Source organism: Anaerobiospirillum sp. NML120449 (assembly GCF_023051105.1).
Classification (GTDB): Bacteria; Pseudomonadota; Gammaproteobacteria; order Enterobacterales; family Succinivibrionaceae; genus Anaerobiospirillum.
This window is the reverse complement of record NZ_JALKIL010000011.1, coordinates 105,097-127,929: the sequence shown is the minus strand read 5'-3', so window position 1 is coordinate 127,929 and position 22,833 is coordinate 105,097. Positions and strand designations below refer to the sequence as shown.

Annotated in this window: 14 protein-coding genes and 1 tRNA gene; 3 read left to right on the top strand and 12 right to left on the bottom strand. The window is 52.6% G+C overall.

Annotated elements, in window-relative coordinates; genetic code table 11:
* Nucleotides 1-700 precede the first annotated feature (700 nt).
* Nucleotides 701-1,885, top strand: a complete 1,185-nt coding sequence (locus MXE41_RS05205) for a hypothetical protein (RefSeq protein ID WP_247099596.1) — start codon at nucleotides 701-703, stop codon at nucleotides 1,883-1,885.
* A 274-nt stretch (nucleotides 1,886-2,159) separates the two neighbouring features.
* On the opposite strand, the gene rplT is transcribed toward MXE41_RS05205, so the two are convergent.
* The 4 genes from rplT to thrS form a co-directional block, all read right to left on the bottom strand.
* Nucleotides 2,160-2,519, bottom strand: coding sequence for a 50S ribosomal protein L20 (gene rplT / locus MXE41_RS05200; RefSeq protein WP_027938965.1), 360 nt, complete (start codon nucleotides 2,517-2,519; stop codon nucleotides 2,160-2,162).
* Between the two features lie 15 nt (nucleotides 2,520-2,534).
* On the bottom strand, nucleotides 2,535-2,747 hold the full coding sequence (gene rpmI / locus MXE41_RS05195; protein ID WP_246912894.1) for a 50S ribosomal protein L35: 213 nt from the start codon (nucleotides 2,745-2,747) through the stop codon (nucleotides 2,535-2,537).
* Between the two features lie 80 nt (nucleotides 2,748-2,827).
* On the bottom strand, nucleotides 2,828-3,370 hold the full coding sequence (gene infC / locus MXE41_RS05190) for a translation initiation factor IF-3 (protein WP_246978839.1): 543 nt from the start codon (nucleotides 3,368-3,370) through the stop codon (nucleotides 2,828-2,830).
* A 145-nt stretch (nucleotides 3,371-3,515) separates the two neighbouring features.
* A complete protein-coding gene (thrS, locus tag MXE41_RS05185) occupies nucleotides 3,516-5,465 on the bottom strand; it encodes a threonine--tRNA ligase (RefSeq protein WP_247099594.1) in 1,950 nt (649 codons plus the stop codon).
* Nucleotides 5,466-6,214: 749 nt separating this feature from the next.
* Between thrS and MXE41_RS05180 the strand changes: the two genes are divergently transcribed.
* Nucleotides 6,215-6,292: transfer RNA gene (locus MXE41_RS05180), tRNA-Val, on the top strand.
* Between the two features lie 895 nt (nucleotides 6,293-7,187).
* On the opposite strand, the gene MXE41_RS05175 is transcribed toward MXE41_RS05180, so the two are convergent.
* Nucleotides 7,188-7,343 carry a hypothetical protein gene (locus tag MXE41_RS05175; protein WP_246978830.1) on the bottom strand — a complete coding sequence of 52 codons (156 nt, stop codon included), beginning with the start codon at nucleotides 7,341-7,343 and terminating at the stop codon, nucleotides 7,188-7,190.
* 157 nt (nucleotides 7,344-7,500) lie between these two features.
* On the opposite strand from MXE41_RS05175, the gene MXE41_RS05170 reads away from it, so the two are divergent.
* On the top strand, nucleotides 7,501-8,148 hold the full coding sequence (locus MXE41_RS05170; RefSeq protein ID WP_246978831.1) for a hypothetical protein: 648 nt from the start codon (nucleotides 7,501-7,503) through the stop codon (nucleotides 8,146-8,148).
* A 218-nt stretch (nucleotides 8,149-8,366) separates the two neighbouring features.
* Here the strand turns inward: MXE41_RS05170 and purF are convergent, their stop codons facing one another.
* The 7 genes from purF to MXE41_RS05135 all read right to left on the bottom strand — a co-directional run bounded on the left by purF (nucleotide 8,367) and on the right by MXE41_RS05135 (nucleotide 22,574).
* Nucleotides 8,367-9,884 (bottom strand): amidophosphoribosyltransferase, encoded by a 1,518-nt coding sequence (gene purF / locus MXE41_RS05165; protein ID WP_247099593.1) that lies wholly within the window; start codon nucleotides 9,882-9,884, stop codon nucleotides 8,367-8,369.
* A 1-nt stretch (nucleotide 9,885) separates the two neighbouring features.
* Entirely contained in the window at nucleotides 9,886-10,404 is a 519-nt protein-coding gene (locus tag MXE41_RS05160; protein WP_246978833.1) for a CvpA family protein, read from the bottom strand.
* Complete coding sequence (gene serS / locus MXE41_RS05155; protein WP_246978834.1) at nucleotides 10,404-11,705, bottom strand: serine--tRNA ligase; 1,302 nt, start codon at nucleotides 11,703-11,705, stop codon at nucleotides 10,404-10,406. Before serS ends, MXE41_RS05160 begins: the two co-directional genes overlap by 1 nt.
* 512 nt (nucleotides 11,706-12,217) lie before the next feature.
* Nucleotides 12,218-13,666 (bottom strand): replication-associated recombination protein A, encoded by a 1,449-nt coding sequence (locus MXE41_RS05150; protein WP_247099598.1) that lies wholly within the window; start codon nucleotides 13,664-13,666, stop codon nucleotides 12,218-12,220.
* Between the two features lie 478 nt (nucleotides 13,667-14,144).
* Nucleotides 14,145-14,861, bottom strand: coding sequence for an outer membrane lipoprotein chaperone LolA (gene lolA / locus MXE41_RS05145; RefSeq protein ID WP_246978835.1), 717 nt, complete (start codon nucleotides 14,859-14,861; stop codon nucleotides 14,145-14,147).
* 394 nt (nucleotides 14,862-15,255) lie between these two features.
* Nucleotides 15,256-15,765 (bottom strand): thiol peroxidase, encoded by a 510-nt coding sequence (gene tpx / locus MXE41_RS05140; RefSeq protein ID WP_246978836.1) that lies wholly within the window; start codon nucleotides 15,763-15,765, stop codon nucleotides 15,256-15,258.
* A 503-nt stretch (nucleotides 15,766-16,268) separates the two neighbouring features.
* A complete protein-coding gene (locus MXE41_RS05135) occupies nucleotides 16,269-22,574 on the bottom strand; it encodes a DNA translocase FtsK (RefSeq protein ID WP_247099592.1) in 6,306 nt (2,101 codons plus the stop codon).
* Nucleotides 22,575-22,833 lie beyond the last annotated feature (259 nt).

Sequence of the window (22,833 nt, the reverse complement as noted above, 5' to 3'; positions counted from 1 at the left end):
ACTCTTGAGCAGGTTCTGACCTTTATAGGGAAGTAAAACCTGACTTCCTGTGCTCTCATTCGTGGTATTGCAGGATCTACTTTTATCGCTCATGGTTTTCATGCAGAGCAATCTGTACATTTTGGTGGCGTTTAGTCTTTTGCATAAGTAAGGATGCTTAAAGGGTTAATACAACACCTACAAGACAGCATGTAATAATTCTGCAGGAAACCTACTGTGTATAAGTGCCTATCAAAATAGACCACGTGTGCGCGAGCACAAACTTATGTTACCTCATACAGGCTACATCAACAGTGGTAAAACATTGCGGTTGATTTTCTTTATAAATAGTTTTGTAAAGGTTTTTGATTTACTCAGGAGTAATGACTGACTCCATAATCACTACAGGTAGCTTTTAGAGGAGAAATGGCAGTAAAGGCTTATTTACGGCATTTGTCTTTAAGGAACAGTGGGATATTCATAGGGAGGTTTAGGGTATAACGTTCCGTGGGGGTAGGCTGCTACATAATTCTATGAATTTTGGCCTCAAAAATGACGTAGTGTCATAAAATTGCAAAATTAACGAACATCCACTGCTTTCGTTAACTCCTTAAAAAAGATTGACCAGGATAAAGTACGTAAGATTCTGCGTCAGTATGCAGGAAATATACTGTCGTCAAAGAGCTCTGACTTTGTCTTTGCGTCAGGCACCAATGCAGATTTGAATGATCAGTCAGACTTCATCAGTCCGCATCAGAATAACTACGACCTCTTCGGCAAAACAGTTTTAAAAACCAGGCAAAAATACGAAGAGTGCTCAGAACATACTGATTTTGATCTCCTTACTACCACAGAAGATGGCTCTCTTCCTCTTACTTTCATATTGGGCAAAGGCAGCTGCGACTATACTGCTCAGGCAATGCAGTCGTTAAATGAGCTGGGACTGGAAGGCACTGATAACCTTTTATTCAGGATGTTATATGTCGCAGACAATACTGGTGCTGACGATGAGCTCATTGACACACTGCTAAATGCTGGTCAGAGCTTCCTTTTGAACTGCAGGGACGGCAGCAGGTACAGAGCTGCTGCTCTTGCCGAAGCGTTAAAAGAGACACCTGAATTTCCGGCAGTGAACGCCCCATCCTGTTTTCGTCTCTTTGATAAGTATCCGACGCTCATTGGGTACAGGCTTATTATTCTTGAGAAAGGACATGAGAGTGCTGCTACTGCAGACATGAGCAAAGTCAACGACACAGGAACAAAGCTATATTGCCATGTGTTTTATGACACTTTACTCAAATCAGATAAAATCAGGAGATGCATTGATCTGGTGAACCGCGCAACCACTGACCTCATTATGGGCAAAGAGCTTTCCAAAGACCAGAGTATTGCATTACTGGCATTAACAAACTATCAGCCGGAGAAACATCTTCCTCAAAGCGAGGAGGCCCGTCAGATAAGGTATGTTGACACAAAGTTTGAAGACACTGCCCGTAATTTTGGATTTGATGTTCTTATAACAGATGATGGCTCAATGAGTGCTCAGGAGGCCCGCACCATTTACAAAAATATAAGGCATGTGAAACTTGCAAATCTGAGGCTGAAAGGAAATATGAATAACCGCAGACTGGGGGCAAGAACTGAGGCTGGAGTACTTTACAGAGCCTTCGTAGCATTCTGCGCTGCCGTTATCGAGTGTGACCTTGCTAACCACATTACAGAGGCGAGAGTAAAATGTCTCACTACATATCCTGACTATCTCAACAGTGTTCCTGAACTCCTCAGGCAGTGCCATGAGCTCAGCGTATATGTCTATGACAACGAGCAGCTTCAGGGCAAGGTTTACTCGGACTGTACAGACAGCACTAAGGCGGCATTTGCTGTTGCCGGCCTGAATATCAGTTAGAGCACTGCAACTGCCACCAGGGCCCCGGCAGACAAGACCTGGGCTCTCGCCCGGGCTGGTCTGCCGGGGGCCTGGGCCATGGTCAGGGCAAAGGGCCAGGTCAGGGACATGTTCGTTGGCATGCGCCATGGTAATGGCCATGGTGATGGCCCGGGAAGCCGACTTAAAGGCGTGCTGAGGGCAGGGCGCACGAAAACAGCACCGGTAAAATTGAAAAGGGGGTTGTGCATATGCACAACCCCCTTTTTAGCTGTCAGACCAGCAAAGGTTTAAATTATAAACCTAAAGCAGCGCGGGCCTGGTTAGCGATGGTCTCGAAAGCGGCCTTCTCGTTGATGGCGAGCTCGGAGAGAACCTTACGGTCGATCTCGATGTTGGCCTTCTTTAAACCGTTCATGAACTTGCTGTAGCTTAAACCGTACTGACGGGCGGCAGCATTGATACGTACAATCCACAGAGCGCGGAACTGACGCTTCTTCTGACGACGGTCACGGTAGGCGTACTGACCGGCCTTGGTAACGGCCTGGACGGCAACGCGGTAGGTGCGGGAACGGGCACCGTAGTAACCCTTGGCAGCCTTTAAAACCTTCTTATGACGGGCACGTGCGGTAACACCACGCTTAACTCTTGCCATTTAAAAATCCTCCAATTAGGCGTAAGGTAACTGACGCATGATAGCGCGGACATTAGAAGTATGAACGATGTTCATAGCACGTAATGAACGCTTACGCTTACGGCTCTTCTTGGTAAGGATGTGACGTAAGTTCTGGTGACGGCACTTGAAGTGACCACTGCCAGTCTTCTTGAAGCGCTTGGCAACGCCACGATCGGTCTTCATCTTGACCTTGACTTTTCCAGCCATTATTTATAACTCCGCATTATGAGTAGAAAGTAAGGGGCCTGCAGGTAATACCTTTCAGGACTTGGATTCCCTTAGGATTCTTATTTCTTCTTAGGGGCGAGAACCATGGTTGCCTGACGGCCCTCAACACGTGAGGCGCTTTCAACCGTAGCCAGTCCCTTTTCTTCGCATAGATCGTGCTCTACACGCTTGAGAACATCCAGACCAATGTGCTGGTGAGCCATTTCGCGTCCACGGAAGCGTAATGTCACCTTGGCCTTGTTGCCCTCTTCGAGGAAGCGAATCAGGTTGCGTAGTTTAACCTGATAGTCGCCTTCGTCAGTACCAGGACGGAATTTGATTTCCTTAATCTGGACGACTTTCTGCTTCTTCTTTTTCTGATCCTTGCTCTTCTCGTAGAGGTACTTGCCATACTCAATTAAGCGACAGACTGGCGGCTCAGCATTAGGACTGATTTCAACTAAATCAACACCAGCTTCTTCAGCCATGCGTAAAGCTTGAACTGTAGGCATGACACCTATAGTCTCATTGTCCTCTCCAATCAGACGTACTTCACGACATCTGATGTCACCGTTCACCCGGTTTTTAGGCTGTGGCCTACCGGTCTTTTTTGCGCTGTTTATAGCAGACTCCTAGTATCCAAAGATCACTGATCAGGCTGCAACTTTACATGTGCCAGGGGCACAATAAAAGAGCTGGCAATATTGCTTCACCAGCTCTTTCATATCGAACGTGAGGTCCGAAAATTAGCGACTTGATGCAGCTATTCTACTTTTTTTCCTCAGGCTTCTCATCGGCCCTGGTAAAAAGTTTGCGCGATATGATATCAGATTTGATCATGCTAATCAAATCATCAACAGGCATTGCACCTAAATCTACACCCTTTCTGGTACGTACTGCGACCTGGCCGTTCTCAGCCTCACGATCACCACATACCAGCATGTAAGGAACGTGCATTAAGGTATGCTCACGAATCTTGAAGCCTACCTTGTCATTACGCAGATCTGACTGGACACGGATACCGGCCTCGTCGAGCTTCTTTGTAACTTCCTTTACATACTCAACCTGGTTGGAGGTGATGTTCATGACAACAGCCTGAACAGGGGCCAGCCAGGTAGGGAAGGCGCCGGCAAACTCTTCGGTAAGAATACCGATGAAGCGCTCCAGAGAGCCCAGCATGGCGCGGTGAATCATAACAGGAACGTGGTCCTTGTTGTCCTCACCTACATAGTGGGCGTCAAGACGCTGCGGCAGAGAGAAGTCCAGCTGAATGGTACCGCACTGCCAGGCACGGCCCAGAGAGTCGTGCAGGGTGAACTCGATCTTAGGACCGTAGAAAGCACCCTCGCCTGGCTGAAGCTCGAACTCAAGACCATTGGCGGTCAGAGCGTCGGCCAGATCTTTTTCAGACTTGTCCCAGATCTCATCAGAGCCGATACGCTTTTCAGGACGGGTAGAGAGCTTGACGTCGATCTTGTGGAATCCGAAGTTGTCATAAACCTCGTAAACCATCTTGATGCACTCGGTAACTTCCTGAAGGATCTGATCTTCAGTAATGAAGATGTGGGCATCATCCTGCTCAAAGCCACGAACACGCAGCAGACCGTGCAGAGAACCTGATGGCTCGTTACGGTGATCCTTACCGAATTCGGCCATACGGATTGGCAGATCACGGTAGGAACGGGTGCGGCTGTTGAAAATCTGAATGGCACCAGGGCAGTTCATTGGCTTGATGGCATATTCACGGTTCTCAGAGGCGGTAGTGAACATGTTCTCAGCGTACTTGTCCCAGTGACCGGAACGCTCCCACAGTACGCGGTCCATAATCTGAGGGGTGTTAACCTCAATATAGCCATACTTGTGGAGCATGCCACGCATGTAATCCTCTACCAGACGGTAGATGGTCCAGCCGTCGTGGTGCCAGAAAACCAGACCAGGAGCTTCCTGCTGGAAGTGGAACAGGTCGAGCTTCTTGCCCAGAACACGGTGGTCACGCTTGGCGGCTTCTTCGCGCTTGCGCAGATAGTCGGCCAGCTCCTCCTTGGAGGCCCAGCAGGTACCGTAGATACGCTGGAGCATCTTGTTCTTGGAATCGCCACGCCAGTAGGCACCGGCAAAGTGAGTCAGCTTGAAGTTGGAACAGAAGGACATGTGTGGAACGTGAGGGCCACGGCACATGTCGGTGTACTCTTCGTGATGATACAGAGCTGGTCTGTCGGACTTGTCGATATTCTCTTCGAGGATTAACTTCTTGTATGGCTCGTCACGGCTGGTAAAGGCATCGTAAGCACCCTGCCAGTCCACAACTTCCTTGATTACCTTGTAGTCGGTCCTGGCCAGCTCGTGCATTCTCTTGTCGAGAGCTTCCATGTCCTCAGCAGTGAGCTTGTGGTCCAGATCAACGTCATAGTAGAAGCCGTTATCTACCACAGGACCGATAGCCATCTTGGTATCAGGCCATAACTGCTTGATGGCGTGACCTAAAAGGTGGGCACAGGAGTGACGGATAATCTCAAGACCGTCCTTGTCCTTAGGGGTAACAATCTCGATTGCTGCATCTTCGGTGATGAGATCGCAGGCGTCATGTAATTCGCCATTGATACGGCCGGCAACACAGCTGCGGGCCAGACCTGGGCCGATGCTGGCAGCTACATCAGCAATTGATACTGCGCCTTCAAACTCTTTGACAGCGCCATTAGGTAAAGTAATTTTGATCATAGGTTCAAACCAACGGTGCCAACGATGCACCTTGAGGTCCTCTAATAAAAGTTAACAAGACCGCATCACAACCATGCGCAGGCTAACCCGTCTGCACTGTCCTGTGCGATGCCATCAGCACTCCAGTATACGCCTGGCAGTCCCCCTTTGCACGAAAAAGTGACCTGGCCCGCAAAATCAAGCCGATTTTCAGGCCAAAACCGCTCCCAGGCCCCATGGCCATACTCCCGGACTTGCCCTCCTGCACAGCAGCCAGTCTTCCACCGTCATGCCAGCCCCATGCATATGTTCACGCGCAGCCACACCCAGCCTGCACAGGCCCTGCCCAATACACTCTCTGCGAGGCTTTGCCACTCCCTGGCAGTACACTCTCTGCGAGAATTTGCCACTCCCTGGCCGTACACTCTCTGCGAGGCTTTGCCACTCCATGGCTGTACACTCTCTGCAGGCTTTGCATCTCCCTGTCAGTACACTCTCTGTGTGGTTCTGCCGCGCCATAGCTGTACAGTACCTGCCAGGGTCTGCCGGTCCCTGCCATCGCATGCTGCCTGGAGCTGAAATCACCTGCAGTCAGCCGTTGGGAGCAATATCTGCAGAAAAATCGGCATAATTGGCGTTTTTATGCTCAAAATGGCCTTATTGCGGGCCGAAATGTCAAAAAATTTTGAAAAATTTGTAAAATTCTCTTGCCAATGGTTATGGGCATCGCTATAATGCACACCGTTCGCTGACGACGAGTCAGAAACAATGCGCCTTTAGCTCAGCTTGGTTAGAGCATCACCTTGACATGGTGGGGGTCGGTGGTTCGAGTCCACTAAGGCGCACCATCCCAATCAGCCTCAGTGCTGATTTTTTTTTGCCTGAAAAAAGGCCCCAATCCATAAAACTGCCCTCCGGCCAGTCAAACTCATCTCCTCTGCCCCATATCTCGTATCCCCTGTCCCCTGCTGCCTCTACATATAGCTGTACCTGTCCATTTACCTGCTGACTGCCGATTACGTGCGTCCACATCACCTCTACCTTGCCTGTAATGCTTTTGCGCTAAATGCCTCTGAGCATACGCGTATCATGCAAACTGCAATGCTGACGATCAAATGCATCCCATTCCTTTATCAACACCTTTGCCATGCCTGTCCCATAAGTTCTGATCATTCTGAAAAGGCATTATCTTAAGTTTTGTAAAGCGTTTTCAGCTCGCAGGCGCTCAGCACACTGAGCAGTGCGCCACATGCTTATTTAATATGCTCACAGAATGAGAGCTCAGTTCAGCTGCATGGCTGAATGACAGATGAGCTTGCGGATTAGCTTGCGTATGGATGAACCTGCGGGTGGATAAACCTGCGGGAAGATTAGCCTGCAGGTGGATGAACCTGCAAGTAGATGAGCCTGCAAGTAGATGAGCCTGCAGGTGGGTGAACCTCGGGTGGATGAGCCTGCAGGTGGATGAACTTGCGGGTGGATGAACCTGCGGGTGGAGGGCAGAATGAACTGACAGAGGCAAGGACTTTCTGGTGTTTCAGGCAGGCTTTTGTCAGATTACGGCTCTTATGGCATATTGTCACTGCATTGCCATGGATTGCTGTGGCGTGGCAGTGCCCACGACTCTGGTTTTACCGGAGCTGTTAAGGGTATGTTTTGGAGCTTTTTTGGGGATTTTTGGAACGGGGCTTAGCTGTATTTGTTATGCGGCTCTGGTTGCAGTGACTGATATGCATATTTTTATCAGTTACAGGCACTGTTATTAATGCTCCCGTAAGTGAGGTTGATATGCTCAAGTTCTTTGCCGGTGTATTTCTGGTTCTGATCGTTCTGGCTATTGGTGCCGTTATTGCCATGCTTTATGCCGCATAGGCACAGGTAAATTAAGCACTTATCCATATGACAGTTAATTTTCCTGTGTATTTGGCCATGAGGTCACCCTGGCTGTTACAGTGTGATGCCTGTAATAAAGCCGGAAAAAACCTAATTTATAACTAATTAGGGTGTGCTATGCTTGCCTTAGTTTAGTTAGCTTAACTACTTTTAGGTTTGCACAATGTTTAAGAAAACTTTAATCGCTTCTGCAATTGCAGCTTCTTTTGCTCTGACCGCTCAGGGCGTACAGGCTAACCCTGTAACCAATTTAATCAGCGGCCTGGTCAACGATGTTGCCACCGTTCAGTTTGATGCCCGTCGCGGCGGCTCCCGTCGTGCAGCTCCACGCGCTACCGCCCCACGTGCTTCTGCTACTACCACCAGACGTACCGCTAACAATGACAACAAGACTGCTGCCAACAACCAGCAGAAAGACGCCCAGTTCTCCCAGAACGCTACCCGTCCTAACCAGAACGCCGCTCCAGCCGCTGCTCCAGCAGCCGCCCCAGCAGGCGGTATGGGCATGGGTGGTGCATTCATCAGCTCCCTGGCTGGTGCCGGCGCCGGTGTTTTACTGGCTAACATGCTCTTAACCCCAACCGCAGCTGCCTCCCAGGGCACCGAGGTTGCCACCCCTGACATGCTCTCCGACACTCAGATCGACGAGTGCCTGACCCAGATCAAGACCGACATCGATGGCGTAAAGCAGAAGCTGGCCGAGGCCGCTCCAGAGGAGCAGCAGGCCCTGCGTGATCAGCTCTCCAAGATGAACGAGCTTCAGGTCACCTTATTAAACGAGCAGATCAACCGTCTGCAGAAGGGCTCATAATAAGCCCCATTGCCTGACTGGCAGGCCGGACTGTCCGGACCTGCCTTAATAAGCAGAGCGAAAAAAAAGAGCCCGAATCGTTAAGATCGGGCTCTTTTTTTTATCGGCACTGTTTATCACAGTGCAGCTGTCACGTCATCGACATGCAGACCAGGCACAGCCATGAGAGGCATTGTGTACCTCACAGGCTGTGCCTGGCTGGAGGTGGAGAGCAATGATTAGATATTGTAAATCTCAAGGCTCTCGTTGGAGTCCTTCCATGCCTTGTCAGCCTTGGCGTCATCAGAGCGCTGCTGATCGAGGAAAGCAAAGTACTCTTCGTCCACACCTGGGGTGATGTACTCACCGGTAAATACGGACTCCTCAAAGGAGGTCAGGGCTGGATTTTCAGCACGTACGGCATTTTCCATGTCCTTAATGTCCTGGTAGATCAGGGCGTCGGCATGGATAAGTTCGCAGATCTCCTCATTGGTACGGTTGTAGGCAATGAGTTCCTTTACGGTAGGCATGTCAATGCCATAGACATTGGCATAACGTACCTCAGGAGCAGCGGAGGCAAAGTAAACAGCCTCGGCACCGGACTCACGGGCCATATCAACGATCTGGCCGGAGGTAGTACCACGAACGATGGAGTCATCAACCAGCAGTACACGCTTGCCCTTGAACTCAGCCGGGATAGGGTTGAGCTTGTTGCGTACTGACTTCTTGCGCTGCTTTTGACCTGGCATGATGAAGGTACGGCCGATATAGCGGTTCTTCACAAAGCCCTGGCGGTAAGGTACACCAAGAATACGTGCGATCTGTACAGCAATATCGCAGGAGGTCTCAGGAATAGGAATGACCACATCGATATTGAGATGGCTGTACTCGCGCTTGATCTTTTCAGCAAGGTTGGTACCCATGCTGACACGGGCAGCGTATACGGAAACACCGTTCATGATGGAATCAGGACGGGCAAAATATACATACTCGAAGATGCAAGGCTGTAACTTTGCATTCTCAGCACACATGGCAGTGTGCAGAGTGCCGTTTTCCTCAATGAAGATGCCTTCACCCGGCTCAACATCGCGAACCAGGTTGAAGCCGCAGATAGACAGAGCTACTGACTCGGAGGCCAGCATATACTCATCACGGCCCTGCTCATCCTTGCGGTGACCCAGTACCAGAGGACGGATACCATTAGGATCGCGGAAAGCAACCAGACCGGAGCCAATGATCAGGGAAACAACGGCATAGCCGCCGCTGATGTCTTTGTTAACACCACGGATAGTCTCGAAGATATCCTCAGCAGTTGGCTTGCGACGGCAGCCGGTAATGTCCTGCAGACGGCCGGCAAAGATATTGAGCAGAATCTCAGAGTCAGATGAAGTGTTCACATGACGGAAGATGCTGTCACACTTTTCCTTAAGAGCACGGGAATTGGTGAGATTACCGTTGTGCGCAAGAGCGATACCAAAAGGTGAGTTTACATAGAAAGGCTGAGCTTCAGCAGCTGAAGATGAGCCGGCAGTTGGATAACGGCAGTGACCTATACCAATATTGCCCTTAAGACGCATCATGTGCTTCTGCTGGAAAACCTCGCTGACCAGACCATTGGCCTTACGCTGCCTGAAGTTGCCCTCATCAAGGGTAACGATACCGGCAGCATCCTGACCGCGATGCTGTAACACGGTTAAGGAATCATAAAGGGACAGGTTAACTGGTGAATTGGCAACAATGCCCACTACTCCGCACATATTAGGCTCCTAACGCGCTGTTAAAGTCTTCTGGGGTGGCTGGTCCATTGGCAAAGAACCAGTTGACGATGCGCTGCATCTCAGGAATGAGCAGCGAATCCCTGTAGAAAGGCGAGTCAGCTACAAAGCTCAGAATCTGAAGCTTGAAGCCAATCTGCATCAGTGCCAGCAGCACACAGACTATGAGAACGCCGCGCATAACGCCGAAAACCGCTCCCAGAAGTCTGTCTGTGCCTGACAGGCCTACCCTGTTAATAAGTGAACTGATAAGACTGCCACAGAGGCCAACTACAAGAATGGTGGCTATGAACAGAACTGCGCAGGCAAACGCTTTCCTGACCATATCATCCTGAAGAAAGGTCACCTTTGCAGCCAGGGGCTCATAAAAGCGGCTGGTTACAATGAAAGCACCAACCCAGGCGATCAGGGAAACGGCTTCCTTGATAAAGCCCCTGAACAGAGACAGGGCGCCTGAGAGGACAACTACGGCCAGAATCAGCCAATCAGCTGTGGTGAACATTATTTGCCGATTACCTCAAGACCGTTTAAGTAAGGACGTAAGGCTTCAGGTACGGTGATGGAGCCGTCAGCATTCTGATAGTTTTCCATAACAGCAACCAGAGTACGGCCTACGGCAAGACCGGAACCGTTTAAGGTGTGCAGCAGCTCGATCTTGTTGTCCTTACGGCGCAGACGGGCCTGCATACGGCGGGCCTGGAAATCGGTGCAGTTGGAGCAGGAAGAAATCTCACGGTAGGTATTCTGAGCTGGAATCCATACCTCAAGATCGTAGGTCTTGGCAGCGGAGAAGCCCATGTCACCGGTGGACAGAGCAACTACACGATAAGGCAGCTCCAGAGCCTGCAGTACAGACTCGGCATCACGGGTTAACTGCTCGAGAGCCTCAAAGGAGTCCTCAGGACGGACAATCTGCACCATCTCAACCTTGTCGAACTGGTGCATGCGGATTAAACCACGGGTGTCGCGACCGGCAGAACCTGCTTCAGAGCGGAAGCATGGGGTGTGAGCGGTAAGCTTGATTGGCAGCTGATCCTCAGGAATGATTTCGTCGCGTACCATGTTGGTTAATGGTACTTCGGCAGTAGGAATCAGACAGAAATGACGGTTTACGTCATCACCGTCAGCATTGCCGTTGAGGCTGGTGTGGAAGAGATCCTCACCAAACTTTGGCAGCTGGCCGGTACCGTACAGAGAGTCGGTGTTAACCAGGTATGGTACGTAAACTTCAGTGTAACCCTGTTTCTGGCAGTGCAGATCGATCATCAGCTGAACCAGAGCGCGGTGCAGGGAGCAGATTGGGCCCTTCATCAGAGCAAAACGGGCACCGGAAATCTTGCGGGCATTGGCAAAGTCCAGCTGGCCCAGACCCTCACCAAGAGCCACGTGATCCTTGACCTCAAAGTCAAAGGTACGTGGAGTACCCCACCGGCGTACCTCTACATTGTCATTTTCATCCTTGCCTACTGGAACAGACTCATGTGGCAGGTTAGGAATGGTCAGAGCAATGGCTTCAATCTCAGCAAGAACCTCGTCCTGCTGCTTCTTGGTCTTATCAAGCTCATCACCGATAGCGGAGACCTCAGCCTTGATGGCAGCAACATCCTTACCCTCACGCATTGCCTGACCAATGGACTTGGACAGGGAGTTGCGCTTGGCCTGAAGATCCTGAGTACGGACCATTAAGTCCTTTCTCTGCTCTTCAAGCTGGGACAGCTTTTCAACATCAAGAGTGAAATTACGGTTAGCCAGAATATCTCTGGTCGTGGCCAGGTCTGCGCGAATATATCTAGAATCCAGCATGATAAGCTCGCCATTTAAAGATAGGAAAAATGAGAACAAGGACTGACGGCAGTCATATCACGGGCACAAAACCCGTCTGTATGTCTGTCAGGGCTGACTTTGCGGCTGTATCCCGAACCGGTTTAAAGCTAAAGCATCAGGCCTTTTTCTTGTCATAACAAATCCCGAATTTTATCACGAATTGCCATACATGCTGAACTTAACCGATTTTATTAGCCTCAGCACTCCACGCAATCCCCGGTTCGACCCGGCGTCACCGGGCGCCCAGTGATCATCCCCAGGGCATCCGACGCCCCGGCGTACAGCGACCAGGACATGGCTTCTCGGCCGCCATGCGCGCAGCGACCAGGCACAGACTGCTTTTGCAAGCCACAGCCCGCAGTGACGAGGCCATGGCTATTCTGGCGCCGCCCGGCCTTCAAGGTGCGCACTTTCAGGCGCAAAAAACAGCAGTCCCGCTGACCTGGTCGAAGACAGGACGGCGGGACTGTGAATCATGGCTTACTGTGCTGTCAGTGATGCTCATTGCTATCATCGCTGTCACTGAACAGGTCAGGGTGCATCATACGCAGCTTATCGAGCATCTGACGGTCATGACCCGGAGGGAAGCGCTGCTCGGCAGGAGGGGCCATGGCATCGAGCTGTTTGAGATAATCGCGCCGTCTTGAGAGGTAATCCTCATAGCCACGGTTGCTCGGCTCGTAATAGGTGCGTCCGTGCAGCTCTTCAGGCATAAAGCATTCGCCAGGAGCATAGGCTCCCTGGTAGTCATGAGCATAGCGGTAACCCTTGTGATAACCAAGGGACTCCATCAGAGCAGTTGGAGCATTGCGAATATACAGCGGCACCTCAAAGGATGGCAGTCTGGAGGCATCAGAGCGGGCTTTGCCAAAAGCTGTGTACAGATGATTGCTCTTAGGAGCCAGGGCCATGTATACGGCTGCCTCAGCAATAGCACGTGCACCTTCGGTCTCGCCTACACGGGTGTAGATATCCCAGGCATTCAGACCAATCTGCATGGCCTGAGGATCGGCAAGACCAATGTCCTCAGTAGCCACAGCCAGCAGCCGACGGGCCACATAAAGCGGATCCCCTCCGGCCTCAAGAATACGGGCATACCAGTAAAGGGCCGCATCAGGAGCCGATCCACGTACAGATTTGTGGAAGGCAGATATCAGGTCGTAGAAATTATCTCCGCCCTTGTCATAACTGATGAGGCGGCGACCGGCTACAGCTCCGACCATGGCGTAGGTAATGACCTTGCGGCCGTCAGGCAGAGGAGCGGCATCATCTGAGAGCATCTCAAGTGTAGTCAGCAGGTGACGGGCATCACCACCTGAAAGCTCCATAATGGCATGTCGCACCCTGTCATCAAAGGTCAGGTTCAGATCGGCAAGGCCACGCTCAGAGGTCAGAGCAAGATCGATTAGAGCCGAGAGCTCTTCATCGGTAAGCTTTTTGAGCACATAGACGCGGGCACGTGACAGCAGAGCTGAATTAACCTGGAAGGACGGATTTTCTGTGGTAGCGCCGATAAAAATCACAGTGCCGTTTTCAATATGCGGCAGGAAAGCGTCCTGCTGAGCCTTGTTGAAGCGGTGCACCTCATCGACAAAAAGAATGGTTCTGATGCCCCGGGCACGACGCTGACGGGCACGCTCCACAGCCTCACGTATATCTTTGATACCGCTGGTAACAGCTGAAATCTGCTCAAGATGGGCATTAGTACTGCGGGCAATGATAAAGGCAAGAGTAGTCTTACCCACACCAGGCGGTCCCCACAGAATCATGGAGTAGCACTGACCACGCTCAAGCGCCATACGTAAAGGGCGGCCCGGGCCAATAAGATGACTCTGACCAATGTACTCATTAAGATTGCGCGGACGCAGTCGTGCGGCCAGTGGCGCAAATGGGTCATCAGCGGCATTTTCATCAACCAGAGACTCAGGCTCACTGTCCATGGCAGGCCCGCCGCCGAGCATAAAGGCCGGACGGTCATCCTCCCATGCACCGCCTGATGTGCCCGAACCACCTGCCAGGCCGCCTGCACCTGAAGCCGCACCAGCTGAAGCACCTGCCGCCGCAGCGCCTGCGCCACCCACCTCATCACCACCACTGCACAAGGACAGCGGAGCACCACTTCCAGACAAAGGGGATGACAGCCCCTTGTCATCTGACTTTGCTGAGGGACTGAGGATATCGTTGTCAGCGTCGAGACAGCCGAAGAGATCTCCCTGTTTTGTGTCCATTAAAGTGCTCCTGGTGTATTAGTTACCCCTGCTCAATGCAAGCCCCCGCCCGGCCGTACCATGAGGTACCGAACAGACCGCACAGGCCGCTCCGCCGCAGTTGCGTCTGCAGCGGCGTCTGCAAAAGCGTCAGTTGCCGCAATGGCGGCCAGGCAGCTCACAACGGTGTGGCTTACGTTTTGTGAAGCAATCAGCGCTGATCGTCGATCTCTACGTCAGGTGGCAGGCTGAACTCAAAGTTTTTGCGGGATACGGCATCTTTCTGGTTGGTAAAGAGATAGAAATTGGTATTGCCATCGTCCATGCGAATGGTCAGCGAATCAATGGTGTTGATATAACCCTTGCGGCCATCAATATTGTGGTTGATGAACTTGATGGTAATGCTGCGCACTTCCTGAGGATCTTTAGGAATAAGGGTATAAATGGATCCGTCACGGCTTACGCTGTAGTTATCCCACCTGGCCGGATCGGAGCTGGAGAGCAGAATGATAGGATTGCTGCCCAGATTGTCCATGCTGAAAATGGAGACCTGATTTACGGCAGCGTCATAGTAGTAGATGTCCTTGCCCCTGGTATAGAGAGCGGTTTCATCAGGGATGCGGGTATGCATCATGAAGTGGTCAGGATTCATCATGTAAATCTTGCCACGGGCCTCAGAAAGAACAGTGCCACTCTCGTCCGTCAGTTCCTGCTTGAAGTTGGCAGTAAAGCGGGGTATTGCATCGACAAGCTCCTTAAGCGAGGCCCTGGCAGCATTGGTTGCTGATGCCTTTACAGCAGCCGGAGCCTGAGCTGCATGGGCCGTCATGGCGCCTGCCCCCAGTGAGGCTGCCAGCACCATGCCGATACCGGCTGACTTCAGGGCTGTAAGAGCCCCTCCCTTAGAAAACAGACGTGAGTAAGCCATAGTAATAATTGCCTTGGATAAAGAAAAACCTGTGTGTCCTTAATGCGCGCTTTGTCGGCAGGCCGCTGCAGCGCAGCACCAGATGCACCTGCCGCCTCACCTGCGACGCGGCGCCCTGTGAGCGCCCTGTGGACACCCACAGGGCGTATGTGCAGCAAATACTCGAGCTGATGCGTCAGCCGCATGGGGTCTTGAGTGTGCATACCACCTCAAAGCATGATAACCCACTACAGAGCATTTTATACAGCCAGGAGCTCACAGGCGGCATTTTTGCCAGGCCATTAAGCAGACAGGGGCGTCTGCATGATGCAGACGCCCCTGTCTTTGTCAGTATTTCTCTACCTTAAGCGGTATGAAGAAATCCTGTTAATTCAAAACTGACCTTGCAGCTGAATTATAAAGCGGCCTTGGCAGCAGCCAGAGCAGCCTCGTAGTTTGGCTCGTTGGTGATTTCGCCAACCAGCTCAACGTAGGCAACCTTGCCTTCCTTGTCAACTACGATAACAGCACGGGTTAACAGGCCACGCAGAACGGTATCGGCGATCTCAAGACCATAGGCCTCACCGAAGTTGGAGTCGTTGCGGAAGTCGGACAGAGCAACTACGTTCTGGATGCCCTCAGCGGTGCAGAAACGGCCGGAAGCAAATGGGAGGTCCTTGGAGATGCAGAGAACTTCAGCGCCCAGACCGGCAGCCTTCTCATTGAAAGCGCGGGCAGAAGCCTGGCAAACTGGGGTGTCGAGGCTTGGAACAACTGATAAAACTAATACTTTACCCTTGTTGGCAGCCAGCTCGTAGTCGCTCAGGTCGTTCTTGGTCATTACAAAGTTAGGAGCAACGTCGCCAACCTTGATTAAAGAGCCCTTTACGTTTACTGGTGCCTGCTGGAAAGTAACTTGAGTCATTTCATATCTCCTGGGTTAATGTTCTGCAACGATTATACATACTTCGCACAGTGACGCCGTCCAATTAGTTGCAACCAAGAATTTTTCTTAGATGCAACAGGAGTTTTCGATAAACAAAGCACATCCAGACTAAACAGACTGCTAAAAACGGCCTGCAACTGGGATCCAGGAAACCTGCCTTATGTTCGGGGGCCAAAGACATTTTGACTGCAGGAAAACACGCCAGTTCTGGCTCAACTCAGACTCACAGATAGAGCCGGAATCACGTGAAAAAAGACGGGGGCGCAGATTTCTCTGCGCCCCCGCTCTTTTATCTGCAGGCTCCATGCCTGCTACCGACCACGTTACTGAGCCCGTTACCGACCCAGTTACTGAGCCCGTTACCGAGCCCGTTCCAGGAGCAGTTAATGGTCCGGTAACTGGATCTGTAAACCTGTAACCGGAGCAGTTAATGAACCAGTAAGCAGTGGCAGGACCGGTAAACAGGAGCCGGGCCTGATCTGTCAGTTGAAGACGCCTTCACGCATGAGCTGCATGTGAATCTTCTTGGCTCTTGGGAAGCCTACACCAAGCTCAGTCTGAAGATCTGAAACGGTTGGCGGTTTGCCACGCAGCTCCAGGTACTCACGGGCCAGGGCAGCGGCAGCATCGAACTTTACGTCCAGTTCGCGCTCGCGGGCACGGGCCTCACCTGGCTCGTCATGCTCCTCTTCAGGAACGTAAATAACGTCCTCAAGGTACTCAGGAGCACCGGCATGCTCACGCCATGCCTCAACCACAGCCCTTACATCATCATTGGAGGTAAATGCGCCGTGAGCACGGGTAGCTGTGCTTGAGCCGGTGAACTTGTAAAGCATGTCGCCATTGCCAAGCAAAGTCTCTGCGCCCTTTTCATCCAGCACAATGGTGGAATCAAGACGGTTCTGCACAGTAAAGGCCACACGAGATGGGAAGTTGGCCTTGATGGTACCGGTGACCACCTCTGAACGTGGAGTCTGGGTAACCAGTACCAGATGGATACCTGCGGCACGGGACTTGGCACTAAGACGGGCAATCAGGCCCTCAGGAGTACCCTCCTTGTCCTTCTTGCGACCGCTTTGGGCCATGAGGTCAGCAAATTCCTCAACCACCACCACAATGCATGGCAGAGGCTCAAGAGCCTGAGGATGAGGTCCCTGATCAACAGTCCACAGCGGATCGGCAATAGAGCGTCCGGCCTGAGCCTCACGTCTTACCATTTCGTTGAACTCGGAGAGCTTTCTTACACCCAGCATGGACATGAGCTTGAAGCGGCGCTCCATCTCATCAACACACCAGTTGAGGGCTACCGGAGTCTTTTCAGCAACATCGGTGATTACCGGAGTAATCAGATGAGGCAGATCCTTGTAGATAGAGAACTCAAGCTGCTTAGGGTCCACGAGAATAAGACGCAGCTCAGCCGGTGAACACTTGAGCAGCATGGAAATCAGCATGGTGTTCAGACCGGCTGACTTGCCAGAACCTGTAGTACCGGCAACCAGCAGATGTGGAGCCTCAGCCAGATCCTTTACTACAGGGCTGCCTGTTACCGAGGCACCAAGACACATAGGCAGTGAGCTGGTGGTCTCCTGGAACTCACGGCTTTCTGCCATATCAGCCAGGGTAATAAAGCGGCGTACGGTATTAGGCACCTCAAGACCGACATAGGACGAGCCGTCAATAATCGGTACCACACGAATGTTAGGCACCATCAGATTGCGGCACAGCTCGGTTTCAATAGAGGAAATAGCCGAGGTCTTAACGCCCGGAGCCAGGTCCAGATCAAAGCGGGTGATCACAGGTCCGGTAAGGTAATCAGCTACTGTTGCCTTGACACCAAATGACTGCAGGACCTCATTGATAAGTTCGGCTCTCTTATTGAGCTCCTCAAGATCCTCGCTGACATGGCTGTTTGAGCGGGCCAGCAGATCAAGAGATGGTCTCCAGCTGTCGTACTTGCGGCGTGGCACTGTGCACAGAGCACGGCTGCCACGTGGCTCGCTCACCGGGCTTTGCCCCTGAGCCACTCCGGCCATGTAAGATGGCAGATTTGAAGTGCTGGAGTTGTAAGCTCCCATAAAGTTGTTACCGGCCTCAGGCATGCCAGCCTGTCCTGCCAGCCCCTGCTGGCCTGCAGAGGCAGGCTGACCTGCAGCAGCCGGCTGATTTTGCAGCTGCTGCTGACCTGGCAGTGGCAGCTGACCTGGCAGTGGCAGCTGTTGCTGGCCCTGCTGACCCATCATGCCATGTACGGCTGTCTGGCCGGGAAAACCTGACTGAGCTGCCAGGCCTTGCTGACCTGCAAAGCCTGCCTGTCCCTGCATTGCCTGCTGTGGGTGCATGCCATTTGCCATGGCTGGATTCATCATGCCGTTTAGCTGCCCCTGGTAAATCATGCCCTGGTTCATATTACCAGGCACGAACGGCATTACCTGTCCGTTGGGAAGCTGAACGTACTGCCCCATACCGGGCATGCTGTTTACCGGCTGGTTAACTGCACCTGGCATTACAGGTACTACCTGTCCGTTGGGCATCTGCATGTACTGCACAGGCTGGCCATTGTTACCGAAGCCGGCCTGAGCACCGGCAAGGGTCTGTCCCTCCGGTACAGGTACGAACTGTCCTGCAGGCTCCATATTCTGGCCACCGGCATTATTTAACTGTGCTGCACCAGTGCTCTGGTTTTCCATACCGGCGGAACCCTCATTGAGAGCTGAGGCTACGGCACCGGCCCAGGATGCCAGATCATCATGATCAGTATCTGCAGCGGTTGCGTAGGTGTTACCTGCGCTGTCAGCAGTCTGTTTCTTTTCTTCCTGTGCTACATGGGCAGCTTCAATGGCAGCCTTTTCAGTGCGCTGTGACTTTTCCTGAACAGATGCAGAGCCGGAGCGTACCGGAGTCTGTCTGACAGGAGCATGGTTGTCATCAGGTACAGGAATGAAGGCAGAGGTAAGCGCGCCTACTTCATAGCCGCTGTCTTCCTTGCCAATGCTGTCAAAGGCAATGATGTTCTCGTTGTCATCATCGTCTGCGTCATCAGAGCTGTCTTCACTGTGATCATGCATGGCGGCACCGGCAAAATAGCCCTCATCATCGTCATCGCTGTCACCAGATGATGAAGTGCCACTGAGGCTTTCATCGAGCTGACCTGCCTTCTGGCCGCTGCCAAAATCATAGGCATGACGTGGCTCATAAGGGCTGTCTGCATCATCAGAACCAAACATGTTTACTTCAACACTGCCAGATTCCTGAGCGCCATCAGCACCAGCTGCGGCTGCCGAAGCAGCTGCGTCAGCACCCTGACCCGACTGTGCAGCTTTAGCCTGAGCGGCACGGGCAGCCTGAGCCTCTTCAAACTCACGGCGGGTATCACGAATAATAGTGCTTGGGCCCTGCTCTTCTTTGTGCTCTTGAGCATCCTGAGCACTTTCTTCAAGCTCTTCGCTCTTGCGTCTGTTCTTGCGACCACTGCGGGCTTCCTGAGCCGCACGCTCACGGGCCAGCTTGGCGGCATAAGTACCGGCGTAGATAGGCGCCTCTTCCTCTTCGTCACTGGCACCATCAGTCAGCTGATCTGTATCATCAGCATCCTGACCTGCATTATCGGACTGAGAGTCCTGTGCAGCTGCAGCAGCCTGCTCATTTTCGAGCTCAGTCTGCTTACGCTCAGCTTCCTCTCGCTCCTTACGCTCTGCCTCTTCACGATCGCGGCGCTCTGCTTCTTCGCGTTCCTTGCGTTCGGCCTCTTCACGTTCCTTGCGCTCAGCTTCCTCGCGCTCCTTGCGCTCGGCCTCTTCGCGCTCACGGCGTTCAGCCTCCTCACGCTCCTTGCGTCGGGCTTCCTGCTGAGCAGCAAAAACCTCAGGATCGGTACGCTGAACGATAGTGTGTACAGCACCCGGATTTTCCTCAGCTGCCTCTTCTTTATTGCCCTGAGATTCTGTTGTCTCAGGTGCAGCAACAGCAGCATGATCTTCACGCTCGCGACGCAGCTTATGGGTAGCAGCATAAGTGCCGTAACCATAAGGGCTGTTCTCATCAGCCCCCTCAGGCTTGCCACTTTCCTGAGCAGCACGGGCCGCCTCAGCCTCGGCAGCAGCCTGAGCGGCGGCCTCTGCAGCTGCAGCCTCAGCGGCCGCTGCTTCAGCTGCTTCACGCTCCAGGCGCTCAGCCTCTTCGCGCTCACGGCGTTCAGCTTCCTCACGCTCCTTGCGCTCAGCCTCTTCGCGCTCACGACGTTCAGCTTCCTCACGCTCCTTGCGCTCAGCTTCCTCACGCTCCTTGCGCTCAGCCTCTTCGCGCTCACGGCGTTCAGCTTCCTCACGCTCCTTGCGCTCAGCCTCTTCACGTTCACGACGTTCAGTTTCCTCACGCTCCTTGCGCTCAGCCTCTTCGCGTTCACGGCGGGCAGCATCGTCACGCTCCTGGCGCTCGCGCTCCAGGCGTTTGGCCTCCTCGCGCTCACGACGGGCTGCTTCATCCCGCTCAGCAGCATCCTTATCTGCAGCAGCACGATCCCTGAAGTGATCAGCTGCAGCACTCAGAGCCATTACAGGACCGGAAGCGGCACTGCCAGCTGCATGAGCGGCTGCAGCACCGGCAGCGCCGGTAAATCCAGCAGCTGCAGCACGACCAGCTGCAGCTGCGGCGGCAGCGGAAATAGCACTGCGGGCTGCAGCTACAGATGAGTCAGAGGTCATGCCCTCAGAGGCATCAGCAGCTGCATTTGCAGCTTCATCATAGAACTCACCTGCAACTGGCAGAAGGTCATCTGCAGCGCGGTCGACCTCAGCAGCTGGCGCAGCTGAACGCAGATTCTGATCCTGAGAAGGCTGAACATCAGGCTGAGCACTGTCGGCAGCTCTCTGAGCTTCATCTTGCCATGAGGCAAATGAATCATCAGCAGCAATACCCTGAATTCCGCCCTGATCAGCTCCCAGAGTGTCTGGAGCACCGGCCTCAGGGGCAAAATCCCTGTAAGAATCATCAGCCTGGCTGATATTGTCAGCAGCACGCCCGAACTGATCTGAATCGTAATCAGCTCCCATGGCGTCATTAATGCCATCGCGCATACCGCCCATGCTGTCGCGCATGCTACCTGGGGCATTGCCCATTTCGACTGCCTCGCCGGAATCAGCCGGGGCTGCAGCTGAATCATGGGCCATGCTCTCACGCATGGCATCGTTCATGGTGGCTGCAAAGAAATCGTTAACCGGAGCGCTATCTCCAAGGTCAGGCATTGGAGAGACATCACCAGGAACATGTTCACCCTCGAGGGCGTCTACGCCTCCAGCCATTCTCTGTTCGGCATCGCTGACAATTGGGCCGCTGAAGAAGTCGCTGGCCACATCAGGATCTGAGCTGTTAAGAGCCTCATGCTCCAGAGCAGCGGCATCCTGAATTGAGCTGTCAAGCTGATTATTGAGTGAACCTGGCTCCTGGATATTGTAATCAGGCTTCAGATCAGGAGACATGCGACCATGTTCGCCAGTGATTACATTGCCAAAGAAATCGCCAGACATGGCTGATCCGTCATCCTGCCCCTCAAGTTCCTGATCACGGGCGGCCTCAACAGCAGCCTGCAGGAAGGCATCATCCATGTTGTTGACATGGTCAGGCATATCAGGACTGTACTGATGACCACCCATGCTCTGAGATTCAGGCATGTCACCAGCGCCCCCCATGTCGCCCAGCAGATCATCAGGCAGCCTTAATGAATGGGCCTGAGCGGCGTCTGCATCGGCTGCACCAGCTGCGGCGGCTACATCTGCTGCACCAGTAGCTGCAGCACCATTACCGGCTACAGAAGCTGAGTCGAGATCCTGCAGCTGCTGGCCTTGCTGAAGAGACAGAGTGTCACCGCGCTCGCCATTGAGATCTGGCAGTGAAGGGATACCGTCATCAAGAGGTACAGGCTGGCCAAAGGCAAGGGCGTCGGAGCTGCCCAGACCATTTGCCTGAGTGCCGTCGTCATTAAGGTCGGCAGGATCATCAAGAGGAATAACCAGATCACTCATGCCAGGCTGCAGCTCATTTCCAGCTGCCTGAGCCTCAGAGCCCAGGGCGCTTGCTGCCAGAGCTGCCCCGGCGCCGCCTGCTGCCAGCGCACGGGCATCAATACCATCATCCTGAGCACCGGCAGCAAGACGCTCCTGAAGTTCAGACTCTGACACGGATTCAGACTGGCTCTTGCGTGAACGGGCTGGAAGTACCTTGAAGAAGACTTCACCAAGGCCGTCAAAGAGGAAAAATGGATTGCGGCCCATTAACATGGATAAACCGCAGAAAGCTGTAATGGCGAAGATAAAGACACTGAGCAAGCCTGGCAGAGCCAGGTCAAAGAACATGTTGAGCATATCGCCCAGCAGACCACCGGCACCGGTGGTGCCCAGATCAGCTGTTCGTGACAGTACGCCGGCAAGGCCTATAAGCAGGAAGTTAAAGCCCAGCAGTCGCAGACAAGCCTTGTAAAAATCGGCATGCCAGATATCAACAGGCTTAAGTACGAGGAAGTAGCCCAGATAGACAATCATCAGGGCAAAGAGGTAGGTAAGAATACCGAAGTATTCAAAGAGGAAGCCTAAGACAGGAGAGTCCTTATGATTGTAGCTGGCAGAATCCACCTGGCCCAGAATAAGCTCACCACTGAGCTGAGCCTGAACAGAACTCTGAAAATCCAGAATGGAATAAAAGCCAAAAAGGCACAGGCCAATACTCAAAATAAAGAGCACCATGCGTAAGGGATTACGCTCACCCTGTGCGCCTGGTGTTCCCTTTGAAGCTGCCATAAAAACTTTCTCCTAATCTCCAACCACCCATGAGTTCACAGCCTCATGGCAGTCCGCAAAATCGAACTGTTTCATACCTGAAAAATTCAAGGCAAAAGCTTCCAAAGTATAAGGCAAAAATCGGTCTTTATAAAGCCGAAACAGCCTGCAAAGCCCCCGGTCATCCCCCTGATTTAACGGCAGTCACACAATATCACCTCCCCTGAGCCCCAAAGCTGACATAAATACAGAAACTGCCACCAAAAAATGACTCCACGCT

What these genes read in the sequence shown, in the direction of transcription:
- rplT (WP_027938965.1), bottom strand. Translation starts at nt 2,519, where the DNA reads ATGGCAAGAGTTAAGCGTGGTGTTACCGCACGTGCCCGTCATAAGAAG.
- rpmI (WP_246912894.1), bottom strand. Translation starts at nt 2,747, where the DNA reads ATGGCTGGAAAAGTCAAGGTCAAGATGAAGACCGATCGTGGCGTTGCC.
- thrS (WP_247099594.1), bottom strand. Translation starts at nt 5,465, where the DNA reads ATGATCAAAATTACTTTACCTAATGGCGCTGTCAAAGAGTTTGAAGGC.
- MXE41_RS05175 (WP_246978830.1), bottom strand. Translation starts at nt 7,343, where the DNA reads ATGGATAAGTGCTTAATTTACCTGTGCCTATGCGGCATAAAGCATGGC.
- MXE41_RS05170 (WP_246978831.1), top strand. Translation starts at nt 7,501, where the DNA reads ATGTTTAAGAAAACTTTAATCGCTTCTGCAATTGCAGCTTCTTTTGCT.
- purF (WP_247099593.1), bottom strand. Translation starts at nt 9,884, where the DNA reads ATGTGCGGAGTAGTGGGCATTGTTGCCAATTCACCAGTTAACCTGTCC.
- MXE41_RS05160 (WP_246978833.1), bottom strand. Translation starts at nt 10,404, where the DNA reads ATGTTCACCACAGCTGATTGGCTGATTCTGGCCGTAGTTGTCCTCTCA.
- serS (WP_246978834.1), bottom strand. Translation starts at nt 11,705, where the DNA reads ATGCTGGATTCTAGATATATTCGCGCAGACCTGGCCACGACCAGAGAT.
- MXE41_RS05150 (WP_247099598.1), bottom strand. Translation starts at nt 13,666, where the DNA reads ATGGACAGTGAGCCTGAGTCTCTGGTTGATGAAAATGCCGCTGATGAC.
- lolA (WP_246978835.1), bottom strand. Translation starts at nt 14,861, where the DNA reads ATGGCTTACTCACGTCTGTTTTCTAAGGGAGGGGCTCTTACAGCCCTG.
- tpx (WP_246978836.1), bottom strand. Translation starts at nt 15,765, where the DNA reads ATGACTCAAGTTACTTTCCAGCAGGCACCAGTAAACGTAAAGGGCTCT.
- MXE41_RS05135 (WP_247099592.1), bottom strand. Translation starts at nt 22,574, where the DNA reads ATGGCAGCTTCAAAGGGAACACCAGGCGCACAGGGTGAGCGTAATCCC.